Here is a 12,623-nt window from a genome sequence, read left to right as displayed (position 1 = left end):
GTAGGGAATTTGTTGCCGTAAAAAAAGAGCACAGCAATGTTGATCTCAATCTGTACGATAGGCAATGACGATAAATTGAGCGCTATAACATCAGGCTTACTTCTTAAATTCGCTTGTTTATAAGGCAATAAAATGAGGATTAATACCCCACCGAAATGAATATCCGGCATGTTGTACTAAAAATCGATGTTTTGCTTTGACAATCCCCTGCGCTTTTGCGAAAACATTCAAGGAAGAAAAAAAACCGCGTTAACCGTGTGCCGCATAGGCATGCATGTAAATGCCATTTTTACCGGGTCAGTGAAATCTACGCATGGCGTGGACAGACGCCATACGTGATGTCGGTGACTGCCTTCGGGCAACGGTCTTCTTACCAACAGAACCCGAATCCGCATCGCGTCTAATAGATAACCAGGCGATGTGATGACTAACGGGTACAGGCTCTGAACAGTGATGTGCACAGGGTCCAGGCAGGAGTAGGGAAGGAATACAGAGAGACAATAATAATGGTAGATAGCAAGAAGCGCCCTGGCAAAGATCTCGACCGTATCGATCGTAACATTCTTAATGAATTGCAAAAGGATGGGCGTATTTCCAACGTCGAGCTTTCAAAACGTGTGGGACTTTCCCCGACGCCGTGCCTTGAGCGTGTGCGCCGACTGGAAAGACAGGGTTTTATTCAGGGCTATACGGCTCTGCTGAACCCGCATTATCTGGATGCCTCACTTCTGGTATTTGTTGAGATTACTCTGAATCGTGGTGCACCGGATGTGTTTGAGCAATTTAACGCCGCTGTACAAAAACTTGAAGAAATTCAAGAGTGTCATCTGGTTTCTGGCGATTTCGACTACCTGTTGAAAACCCGCGTACCAGATATGTCCGCCTACCGTAAGCTGCTGGGTGAAACCCTGCTGCGTCTGCCAGGCGTGAACGACACCCGTACCTATGTGGTGATGGAAGAGGTCAAACAGAGCAATCGTCTGGTTATTAAGACGCGCTAACACGGAACAGGTGCAAAATCAGTGTAGTTTGATTACACTCCTGTTAATCCATACAGCAACAGTGCCGGGGTGTCCCGGCGCTGTTGTCCGTTTTAGCAAACAGGCAGGATATGCCTGATACCTGGAGAGCCTTTCTTGAGCCAGGAATACACTGAAGACAAAGAAGTCACATTATCGAAGCTAAGCAGCGGACGTCGGCTCCTTGAGGCGTTGCTGATTGTTATTGCCCTTTTTGCCGTCTGGCTGATGGCAGCCTTACTCAGTTTCAACCCCTCAGATCCCAGCTGGTCACAAACTGCATGGCATGAGCCTATCCATAATTTAGGCGGCGTTCCCGGTGCCTGGCTTGCGGACACCCTGTTTTTCATTTTCGGTGTGATGGCCTATACCATTCCCGTCATTATTATTGGCGGATGCTGGTTTGCCTGGCGCCATCGTCAGAACGACGACTACATCGACTATTTCGCGGTTTCGCTGCGCCTGATAGGCGCGCTGGCGTTGATCCTCACTTCCTGCGGGCTGGCAGCCATCAACGCCGATGACATCTGGTATTTCGCCTCTGGCGGGGTCATCGGTAGCCTGCTGAGCTCTGCACTGCAGCCTATGCTTCACAGCAGCGGCGGTACCCTGGCACTGCTGTGCATCTGGGCGGCAGGATTAACGCTGTTCACCGGCTGGTCGTGGGTGAGCATTGCCGAGAAGATCGGCAGTTTTGTCCTCACTATTTTGACCTTTGCCAGCAACCGTACCCGTCGTGACGACACGTGGGTTGATGAAGACGAATATGAAGATGAGTACGAAGAGGAAGACGATGCGCCCGTACAGCGTCGTGAATCTCGTCGTGCACGTATTTTGCGTGGAGCACTGGCACGCCGTCAGCGCGTCGCCGAGAAATTTGCCAACCCGCTGGGCCGTAAAACCGATGCGGCGCTCTTCTCCGGTAAACGCATGGACGAAGACGATCATGTTGAGTACCGTTCAGCCGGTGCCGCCGTCGATCCTGATGATGTGCTTTTCTCTGGCAGTCGCGCCACGCCGGGCGATTTTGATGAATACGATCCACTGCTAAACGGTCACTCTGTTACCGCACCGATTGCCGCCGCGGCAGCCGCGACCACGGCGGCGCAGGCTTATGCAGCACCAGCGGAAGCCGTTATGCCGTCTGCGTCGGTTCCCGCTCCCGAGTCCGCTATTCAACAGCCTCAGGTAGAGTGGCAAACGGCGCCTGGCGTGCATACGCCAGAGCCGGTTATCGCACCAGAGCCAGAAAGCTATGCGCCGGTCCAGCAGGAACCGTGGCAGCAACCTTATCAGCCTGAGCCCGTTCATGAGCCGCAGGGGTACCCGTACGACGAGCAGCCCGTCGCGCAACCGTATCAGGAGTATGTCCCTGAGCCTGTTCCGCCTGCTGAGCCTTACGTCGCGCCTCAACCAGAACCTGAGGTGGTGGAAGAGGTCAAACCGTCTCGTCCACCAATGTACTATTTCGAAGAGGTTGAAGAGCGCCGTGCCCGTGAGCGCGAGCAACTGGCAGCATGGTATCAGCCTGTTCCTGAGCCGGTGCAGGAGCCTGTTGTGAATACACCTTCTGTCTCCCCACCGCCGGTTACTCCAACGCCTGCGGTTGCACCAGTGGCAGAGAGCGTGAAACAGGCTACAGCAGCCGCTTCGGCTGCGGCGCCGGTCTTTAGCCTGGCGACAGGTGGAACACCACGTCCTCAGGTAAAAGAGGGGATTGGCCCGCAGTTGCCGCGTCCTAACCGCGTGCGTGTGCCAACCCGCCGCGAGCTGGCATCCTATGGCATTAAACTGCCTTCTCAGCGTATGGCTGAGGAGAAAGCCCGTGAATCTGATTACGACGATGATGCAGATGAAATGCAGCAGGACGAACTGGCGCGTCAGTTCGCCGCACAGCAGCATCAGCGCTATGGCGAGGAGTATCAGCACGATCATCCTGCTCAGGCGGACGATGATGATGCAGCAGAGGCAGAATTAGCACGCCAGTTTGCGGCCACCCAGCAGCAACGCTATTCAGGTGAGCAACCTGCTGGTGCGAACCCGTTCTCGCTGTCGGATTTCGAATTCTCACCGATGAAAGATCTGGTCGATGATGGTCCGAGCGAACCGCTGTTCACGCCGAGCGTCATGCCGGAAGCCGAGCCGGTGCGTCAGCAGCCGGCCCCAGCGCCACAGGCGTACGCCCAGCCGCAGCAGCCTGCGCCAGAATCTTATGCGCAGCCACAGCAGCCACGGTTCCAGCAGCCTCAGGCACAGCCGCAGGAAAGTCTCATTCATCCGCTGCTGATGCGTAACGGTGACAGTCGTCCGTTGCAACGTCCGAGCACGCCTCTGCCGTCGCTGGATCTGTTAACGCCCCCGCCAGCAGAAGTTGAGCCGGTCGATACCTTCGCGCTGGAGCAAATGGCCCGTCTGGTAGAAGCGCGTCTGGCTGACTTCCGCATTAAAGCGGACGTGGTCAACTACTCTCCAGGCCCTGTCATTACCCGTTTCGAACTCAACCTGGCGCCTGGCGTTAAAGCCGCGCGTATTTCAAACCTGTCCCGCGACCTGGCGCGTTCTCTGTCGACCGTTGCGGTTCGTGTGGTTGAAGTCATTCCTGGTAAACCTTATGTCGGTCTTGAGTTGCCGAACAAAAAACGTCAGACCGTTTACCTGCGTGAAGTGCTGGACAACACCAAATTCCGCGACAACCCTTCACCACTGACCGTGGTGCTGGGTAAAGATATCGCGGGTGAGCCGGTGGTAGCCGATCTGGCGAAAATGCCTCACCTGCTGGTCGCGGGTACAACCGGTTCCGGTAAGTCGGTAGGTGTGAACGCCATGATCCTCAGCATGCTCTACAAAGCGCAGCCGGAAGATGTCCGTTTCATCATGATCGATCCGAAAATGCTGGAACTGTCGGTCTATGAGGGGATCCCGCATCTGCTGACGGAAGTTGTGACCGACATGAAAGACGCGGCCAACGCTCTGCGCTGGAGCGTCAACGAGATGGAGCGCCGTTATAAGCTGATGTCGGCTCTGGGCGTGCGTAACCTTGCCGGTTATAACGAGAAAATCGCTGAGGCGGCGCGGATGGGGCGTCCAATTCCCGACCCATACTGGAAACCGGGCGATAGCATGGATGCCCAACATCCGGTGCTGGAAAAACTGCCTTACATCGTCGTGCTGGTGGATGAGTTCGCCGACCTGATGATGACCGTCGGTAAGAAAGTGGAAGAGTTGATTGCCCGTCTGGCACAGAAAGCGCGTGCGGCCGGTATTCACCTCGTCCTGGCGACGCAGCGTCCTTCTGTGGACGTCATTACGGGTCTGATTAAAGCCAACATTCCGACCCGTATCGCCTTTACCGTATCAAGCAAAATTGACTCGCGTACCATCCTTGATCAGGGCGGTGCTGAATCGCTGCTGGGGATGGGGGATATGCTCTACTCCGGCCCGAACTCCACCTCTCCGGTGCGCGTTCACGGCGCATTCGTTCGCGACCAGGAAGTGCATGCCGTGGTGCAGGACTGGAAAGCGCGCGGTCGTCCACAATACGTTGACGGCATTACCTCCGACAGCGAAAGCGAAGGCGGCGGCGGTGGCTTTGACGGCGGCGAAGAGCTGGATCCGTTATTCGACCAGGCGGTTAATTTTGTTACCGAAAAACGCAAAGCGTCGATCTCCGGCGTTCAGCGTCAGTTCCGTATTGGCTACAACCGCGCGGCGCGCATCATTGAGCAGATGGAAGCTCAGGGCATTGTCAGTGAGCAGGGGCATAACGGTAACCGTGAGGTGCTGGCTCCGCCGCCGTTTGATTGATCTTCAGCGTGTGCAAAGAAGGGTAAATCAGCCAAATTTAAGCATTTTCTTCTGTCACCTGCCTGCGGGCAGGTCCAGAATAGAAAACGGAAACCCCATTTCGGGATGACGTATTTTAAGGAACAACAATGAAAAAAATCGCAATCGCCTGTGCATTACTCACCAGTTTTGTCGCCAGCAGCGTCTGGGCTGATGCGGCCAGCGACCTTAAAAGCCGCCTGGATAAAGTGAGCAGCTTCCACGCCAGCTTCACGCAAAAAGTGACTGACGGCAGCGGTAATGCGGTGCAGGAAGGCCAGGGCGATCTGTGGGTAAAACGCCCAAATCTTTTCAACTGGCACATGACTCAGCCGGATGAGAGCATCCTGGTCTCTGACGGCAAAACCCTGTGGTTCTTCAACCCGTTTGTTGAGCAGGCAACCGCCACCTGGCTGAAAGATGCGACCAGCAACACGCCATTTATGCTGATTGCCCGTAACCAGGCCAGCGACTGGCAGCAGTATAATATTAAGCAGAACGGTGATGAGTTTGTCCTGACGCCAAAAGGCAGCAACGGCAACCTGAAGCAGTTCACCATCAATGTAAGCACCAACGGTACCATCAATCAGTTCGGCGCCGTTGAGCAGGACGATCAGCGCAGCAGCTATCAGCTCAAATCTCAGCAAAATGGCGCTGTCGATGCATCTAAATTTACCTTTACCCCGCCGCAGGGCGTAACGGTGGACGACCAACGTAAGTAAGAGGCATGAGTGGGCAACCTGTCGCTCGATTTTTCAGATAATGCGTTTCAACCTCTGGCCGCGCGTATGCGGCCAGAAAATTTAGCTCAGTATATTGGCCAGCAGCACCTGCTGGCTGCGGGAAAGCCGTTGCCGCGGGCCATTGAGGCCGGGCATCTGCACTCGATGATCCTCTGGGGACCACCCGGTACCGGTAAAACCACGCTTGCTGAAGTGATCGCCCGCTACGCTAACGCGGACGTCGAGCGCATCTCGGCCGTCACATCCGGTGTGAAGGAGATCCGCGAGGCAATCGAGCGCGCGCGCCAGAACCGTAACGCCGGGCGACGAACCATCCTCTTTGTGGACGAAGTCCATCGCTTCAATAAAAGTCAGCAGGATGCATTCCTGCCGCACATCGAAGATGGCACCATCTTCTTCATAGGTGCCACCACCGAAAACCCGTCATTTGAACTCAACTCGGCACTGCTTTCCCGGGCGCGCGTCTACCTGCTTAAATCGCTCACCACCGAGGATATTGAAAACGTCCTCACCCAGGCGATGGACGACAAAGCCCGCGGCTATGGCGGACAGGACATTATCCTGCCTGACGACACGCGTCGGGCAATTGCGGAGCTGGTCAACGGCGATGCGCGGCGGGCACTGAATACCCTGGAAATGATGGCCGATATGGCCGAAGTCGACGACGCCGGCAAACGGGTATTAAAACCGGAACTGTTGACCGAAATTGCCGGTGAGCGTAGCGCCCGTTTTGATAACAAAGGCGATCGCTTTTACGATCTGATCTCGGCGCTGCATAAGTCGGTACGCGGCAGCGCGCCGGATGCCGCGCTTTACTGGTACGCACGCATTATCACTGCCGGTGGCGATCCGCTGTACGTCGCGCGTCGCTGTCTGGCGATTGCTTCAGAAGATGTTGGCAATGCCGATCCGCGCGCCATGCAGGTGGCGCTTTCGGCCTGGGATTGTTTTACTCGCGTCGGGCCGGCAGAAGGTGAGCGCGCTATTGCCCAGGCGATTGTCTATCTGGCCTGCGCGCCGAAAAGTAATGCCGTCTATACCGCATTTAAAGCGGCCATGTCGGATGCGCGTGAGCGCCCGGACTACGATGTGCCGGTGCATCTGCGTAATGCGCCAACGAAGCTGATGAAAGAGATGGGGTACGGGCAGGAGTATCGTTACGCTCACGATGAACCCAACGCTTACGCGGCCGGGGAGGAGTATTTCCCGCAGGAAATGGCACAAACCCGCTATTATCACCCCACAAACAGAGGTCTTGAAGGCAAGATTGGCGAAAAGCTCGCCTGGCTCGCCGGACAGGATCAAAATAGCCCTATAAAACGCTACCGTTAGTTCAGTCGTTGCGGTAATGTTGGCATTGTATCCCTGTGGCCGCAGGCTGTGGCCACATTTTCCTATTTTAATTCGATAAGCACAGGATAAGCATGCTCGATCCCAATCTGCTGCGTAATGAGCCAGACGCAGTCGCTGAAAAACTGGCACGCCGGGGCTTTAAGCTGGATGTAGATAAGCTGCGCGCTCTTGAAGAGCGTCGTAAAGTTCTGCAGGTACAAACTGAAAATCTGCAGGCAGAGCGTAACTCTCGATCGAAGTCCATCGGCCAGGCGAAAGCGCGCGGGGAAGACATTGAGCCATTACGCCTGGAAGTGAACAAACTGGGTGAAGAGCTGGACCAGGCGAAAGCTGAGCTGGACGTTCTTCAGGCCGAAATTCGTGATATCGCCCTGGCTATCCCGAACATTCCTGACGACAGCGTTCCTGTCGGTAAAGACGAAAACGACAACGTTGAAGTGAAACGCTGGGGTACGCCTCGTGAGTTCGACTTCGAGGTTCGCGATCACGTTACTCTGGGTGAAATGCACGCGGGCCTGGACTTTGCGGCAGCCGTGAAGCTGACCGGTTCTCGCTTCGTGGTGATGAAAGGTCAGATTGCTCATCTGCACCGTGCGCTGGCACAGTTCATGCTGGATCTGCACACTGAGCAGCACGGTTACAGCGAAACCTACGTTCCGTATCTGGTTAACCACGATACTCTGTACGGTACCGGACAACTGCCGAAATTTGCCGGCGATCTGTTCCATACCCGTCCGCTGGACGAGGAAGCCGACAGCAGCAACTACGCGCTGATCCCAACCGCGGAAGTGCCGCTGACCAACCTCGTGCGTGATGAGATCATCGACGAAGACGACCTGCCAATCAAACTGACGGCGCACTCTCCGTGCTTCCGCTCTGAAGCGGGTTCTTACGGCCGTGACACGCGTGGTCTGATCCGTATGCACCAGTTCGATAAAGTTGAGATGGTACAGATCGTTCGTCCGGAAGAGTCCATGGACGCGCTGGAAGAGATGACCGGCCACGCGGAGAAAGTGCTGGAGCTGCTCGGCCTGCCGTACCGTCGTATGGCGCTATGCACCGGTGATATGGGCTTTGGCGCCTGCAAAACCTTCGATCTGGAAGTGTGGGTACCTGCGCAGAACACCTACCGTGAAATCTCCTCCTGCTCTAACGTCTGGGATTTCCAGGCGCGTCGTATGCAGGCACGCTGCCGCAGCAAGTCCGACAAGAAAACCCGTCTGGTGCATACCCTGAACGGCTCTGGTCTGGCTGTTGGCCGTACGCTGGTTGCCGTGCTGGAAAACTATCAGCAGGCAGACGGACGTATTGAGATCCCTGAAGTACTGCGCCCATACATGAAAGGCCAGCAGTACATCGGCTAATTCTTTGCCTTACAACAAAAAAGCGCCTTTTGGCGCTTTTTTTATACCCTCGGTTTGATACGACGCAATACCCCCTCCCTCTAAAGTAGTAATACTCCTGCGAATGAAAGCCAGCATAAAACACGCATAACGCATTAGCTCGTTATATATAAAACTATATCGCGGTCAATTCCGCCCCTTATTCTTTGTGAGCAACCAAAGTGAGTCTTTATGAAAATCAAAGCGCCTGAAGCGTTAATGGCTGCCGAGGTCACTCGCCGTGGGTTGATGAAAACCACGGCAATTGGCGGTCTCGCCGTTGCCAGCAGTGCCTTCACTCTCCCTTTTACCCGACTGGCGTCGGCGGCGGATGCGTTGTCCCCGGCTACGGCCCCGGAAAACGTGGTGTGGAGCGCCTGTACCGTAAACTGTGGTAGCCGTTGTCCATTACGTATGCATGTGGTGGATGGCGAGATCAAATACGTCGAAACCGACAATACCGGTGACGATAACTACGACGGCTTGCATCAGGTTCGCGCCTGTCTGCGTGGCCGCTCAATGCGCCGCCGGGTTTATAACCCGGACCGTCTGAAGTACCCGATGAAACGCGTCGGTAAGCGCGGGGAAGGGAAGTTCGAGCGCATCAGCTGGGATGAAGCTTACGATATCATCGCCAGCAATATGCAGCGTCTGATAAAAGAGTACGGTAACGAATCCATCTACCTGAACTATGGCACCGGAACGCTCGGGGGAACGCTGACCCGCTCCTGGCCACCGGGCAAAACGCTGGTGGCGCGCTTGATGAACTGCTGCGGCGGTTATCTCAATCACTACGGCGACTACTCTTCTGCACAGATTGCTGCCGGCCTGAACTACACCTACGGTGGCTGGGCAGACGGTAACAGCCCGTCCGATATCGAAAACAGTAAACTGGTGGTGCTTTTCGGTAACAACCCTGGTGAAACGCGCATGAGCGGCGGTGGGGTAACCTATTACCTTGAGCAGGCTCGCGCCAAATCTAACGCCCGGATGATCATCATCGATCCGCGTTATACCGATACGGGGGCAGGCCGGGAAGATGAGTGGATCCCTATTCGCCCGGGTACCGATGCGGCGCTAGTCAGTGCGCTGGCGTGGGTCATGATCACCGAGGACCTTGTCGATCAGCCATTCCTCGATAAATACTGCGTCGGCTATGATGAGAAAACCCTGCCCGCCAGTGCGCCTGCCAACGGGCATTACAAGGCGTATATTCTGGGCCAGGGCAGTGACGGCGTGGCGAAGACCCCGGAGTGGGCATCAAAAATCACCGGGATACCGGCGGAACGTATTGTCCAGCTGGCGCGTGAAATCGGTTCAGCGAAACCGGTCTATATCAGCCAGGGCTGGGGGCCACAGCGTCACGCGAATGGCGAAATCGCCACTCGTGCTATTTCGATGCTCTCCATTCTGACCGGTAACGTGGGTATTAATGGTGGGAATAGTGGCGCGCGCGAAGGTTCCTATTCGCTGCCGTTTGAACGGATGCCAACCCTGGAAAACCCGGTTCAGACCAGTATCTCCATGTTTATGTGGACCGACGCCATTGAGCGCGGGCCGGAGATGACCGCCCTGCGCGATGGCGTACGGGGCAAAGACAAGCTGGATGTGCCGATCAAGATGATCTGGAACTACGCCGGTAACTGCCTTATTAACCAGCACTCGGAGATCAACCGCACCCACGAAATCCTGCAGGATGACAAGAAGTGCGAGATGATTGTGGTGATCGACTGCCACATGACCTCATCGGCGAAATATGCGGATATTCTGCTGCCGGATTGCACCGCCTCGGAGCAGATGGATTTCGCGCTGGATGCCTCCTGCGGCAACATGTCCTACGTGATCTTCACCGACCGGGCCATCAAACCGCGTTTCGAGTGCAAAACCATCTATGAGATGACCTCTGAGCTGGCGAAACGTCTTGGTGTCGAACAACAGTTCACAGAAGGCCGCACTCAGGAAGAGTGGATGCGTCATCTGCATGAACTTTCCCGTAAAGCGATCCCTGACCTGCCGGATTTCGATACCTTCCGCAAGCAGGGCATCTATAAACAGCGCGATCCGCAAGGGCACCACGTGGCGTACAAAGCCTTCCGCGACGATCCGCAGGCGAATCCGCTGACCACGCCATCGGGCAAAATCGAGATTTACTCCGAAGAGCTGGCAAACATTGCCGCAACCTGGGAATTGCCGGAAGGGGATGTTATCGATCCCCTGCCGATCTACACGCCCGGGTTTGAAAACTATAACGATCCGCTGACCGCAAAATTCCCGCTGCAACTGACCGGCTTCCACTACAAAGCGCGCGTTCACTCCACCTACGGCAACGTTGATGTCCTGAAAGCCGCCTGCCGCCAGGAGATGTGGATTAACCCGATGGATGCGAAAGCACGAGGCATCAGCAATGGCGATCGCGTGCGTATCTTTAACGGTCGCGGCGAGGTGCATATTGAAGCCAAAGTGACGCCCCGCATGATGCCTGGTGTTGTTGCGTTGGGGGAAGGCGCGTGGTACAGCCCGGATGCAAACCGCATCGACCAGGCTGGCAGTATTAACGTACTGACCACGCAGCGCCCGTCGCCGCTGGCGAAAGGCAACCCGTCCCACACAAACCTTGTTCAGGTTGAGAAGGTGTAAGGAGTAACCGATGACAACCCAGTATGGATTTTTTATTGATTCCAGCCGTTGCACCGGGTGCAAAACCTGCGAGCTGGCCTGCAAGGATTACAAAGACCTGACCCCGGACGTCAGCTTCCGCCGGATCTACGAATACGCGGGCGGCGACTGGCAGGAGGATAACGGCGTCTGGCATCAGAACGTCTTTGCCTATTACCTGTCGATTGCCTGTAACCACTGTGAAGACCCGGCCTGCACCAAAGTGTGCCCGAGCGGGGCGATGCACAAGCGCGACGACGGGTTTGTGGTAGTGAATGAGGAAGTCTGCATTGGCTGCCGCTACTGCCATATGGCCTGTCCGTACGGTGCGCCACAGTACAACGCCGCCAAAGGTCACATGACCAAGTGCGACGGCTGCCACGACCGCGTCGCAGAGGGCAAAAAGCCGATTTGCGTGGAGTCCTGTCCGCTGCGCGCGCTGGACTTCGGCCCGATTGACGAGCTGCGTAAAAAACACGGTCAGCTTGCGGCCGTCGCGCCACTGCCGTCCGCGCACTTCACCAAGCCGAGCATTGTGATTAAACCTAACGCCAACAGCCGCCCGACGGGAGATACCACCGGCTATCTGGCAAACCCGAAGGAGGTGTGAGATGGGAAGTGGATGGCATGAATGGCCGCTGATGATCTTCACGGTCTTTGGGCAGTGTGTGGCGGGTGGCTTTATTGTGCTCGCGCTGGCGTTACTGAAAGGCGATTTGAAAGCTGAACAGCAGCAGCGCGTGGTGCTGAGTATGTTTGGTCTGTGGGTGTTGATGGGGATCGGTTTTATTGCCTCTACGCTGCACCTCGGCTCGCCAATGCGCGCGTTCAACTCTCTCAATCGCGTGGGGGCATCCTCACTGAGTAACGAAATTGCCAGCGGGGCGATCTTCTTTGCCGTCGGTGGGTTGGGGTGGCTGCTGGCAGCCCTGAAAAAGCTTCCTGCGGGGCTGCGCAACGTGTGGCTGATCGTGACAATGGTGCTGGGCGTGGTCTTCGTGTGGATGATGGTGCGGGTTTATAACACAATCGATACCGTTCCCACCTGGTATAGCGTCTGGACGCCAATGAGTTTCTTCCTGACGATGTTTATCGGCGGGCCGCTGCTGGGCTACCTGCTGCTGCGCGTGGCGGGTGTGGACGGCTGGGCGATGCGTCTGCTTCCCGCCGTTTCGCTGTTGGCGCTGGTGGTAAGCACGATGGTTGCGCTGATGCAGGGCGCTGAGCTGGCAACCATTCACAGCTCCATTCAGCAGGCCTCAACCCTGGTGCCAGATTACGGTTCTCTGATGGCCTGGCGTGTGGTGTTGCTGGCTGTTGCGCTGGTGTGCTGGATTGCCCCTCAGCTTAAAGGTTATCAGCCCGCACTGCCGTTACTGTCAGTGGCCTTTGTGCTGGTGCTGGCAGGGGAGTTGATCGGTCGCGGTGTGTTTTACGGCCTGCATATGACGGTAGGCATGGCTATCGCCAGCTGATTTGATTTTTCGTTATAAAAAGCCGGGACATAGCGCCCGGCTTTTCTTTTTTGCATCATGAAATTTTTCGACTGATGTTTGGTATTAAAAATCCCCTGAAATAAATAAAAACAACCAGATAATTAATATCAGTAGCAGACTTTGCATTAGCAGGATGAGTTTTTTAAATCGACA

General features: G+C 55.7%; 8 protein-coding genes. All 8 read left to right on the top strand.

Annotation, left to right across the window (positions count from 1 at the left end; translation table 11 throughout):
* The first annotated feature begins 506 nt into the window (after positions 1 to 506).
* The 8 genes from lrp (at position 507) to EQV24_RS08410 (ending at position 12,449) form a co-directional block, all read left to right on the top strand.
* The gene (lrp, locus tag EQV24_RS08445) at positions 507 to 1,001 is read left to right on the top strand and encodes a leucine-responsive transcriptional regulator Lrp (RefSeq protein WP_000228469.1); all 495 of its coding nucleotides are present in this window, start codon (positions 507 to 509) and stop codon (positions 999 to 1,001) included.
* Between the two features lie 135 nt (positions 1,002 to 1,136).
* Entirely contained in the window at positions 1,137 to 4,823 is a 3,687-nt protein-coding gene (locus EQV24_RS08440; RefSeq protein WP_130626448.1) for a DNA translocase FtsK 4TM domain-containing protein, read from the top strand.
* 128 nt (positions 4,824 to 4,951) lie between these two features.
* Complete coding sequence (gene lolA / locus EQV24_RS08435) at positions 4,952 to 5,563, top strand: outer membrane lipoprotein chaperone LolA (protein WP_013097319.1); 612 nt, start codon at positions 4,952 to 4,954, stop codon at positions 5,561 to 5,563.
* A 9-nt stretch (positions 5,564 to 5,572) separates the two neighbouring features.
* Entirely contained in the window at positions 5,573 to 6,916 is a 1,344-nt protein-coding gene (gene rarA / locus EQV24_RS08430) for a replication-associated recombination protein RarA (protein ID WP_020686418.1), read from the top strand.
* Positions 6,917 to 7,008: 92 nt separating this feature from the next.
* On the top strand, positions 7,009 to 8,301 hold the full coding sequence (gene serS, locus EQV24_RS08425) for a serine--tRNA ligase (RefSeq protein WP_008499983.1): 1,293 nt from the start codon (positions 7,009 to 7,011) through the stop codon (positions 8,299 to 8,301).
* A gap of 210 nt (positions 8,302 to 8,511) precedes the next feature.
* The gene (gene dmsA / locus EQV24_RS08420) at positions 8,512 to 10,956 is read left to right on the top strand and encodes a dimethylsulfoxide reductase subunit A (protein WP_130626447.1); all 2,445 of its coding nucleotides are present in this window, start codon (positions 8,512 to 8,514) and stop codon (positions 10,954 to 10,956) included.
* Between the two features lie 10 nt (positions 10,957 to 10,966).
* Positions 10,967 to 11,584 (top strand): DMSO/selenate family reductase complex B subunit, encoded by a 618-nt coding sequence (locus tag EQV24_RS08415; RefSeq protein WP_130626446.1) that lies wholly within the window; start codon positions 10,967 to 10,969, stop codon positions 11,582 to 11,584.
* A gap of 1 nt (position 11,585) precedes the next feature.
* Positions 11,586 to 12,449, top strand: coding sequence for a dimethyl sulfoxide reductase anchor subunit family protein (locus EQV24_RS08410; RefSeq protein ID WP_038981313.1), 864 nt, complete (start codon positions 11,586 to 11,588; stop codon positions 12,447 to 12,449).
* The last annotated feature ends 174 nt before the right edge of the window (positions 12,450 to 12,623 follow it).

This window comes from Enterobacter sp. A8 (assembly GCF_004296595.1).
In the GTDB taxonomy this organism is placed as follows: domain Bacteria; phylum Pseudomonadota; class Gammaproteobacteria; order Enterobacterales; family Enterobacteriaceae; genus Enterobacter; species Enterobacter cloacae.
Note: the sequence above shows the minus strand (reverse complement) of the source record. Positions and strands in the feature narration are given on the sequence as shown.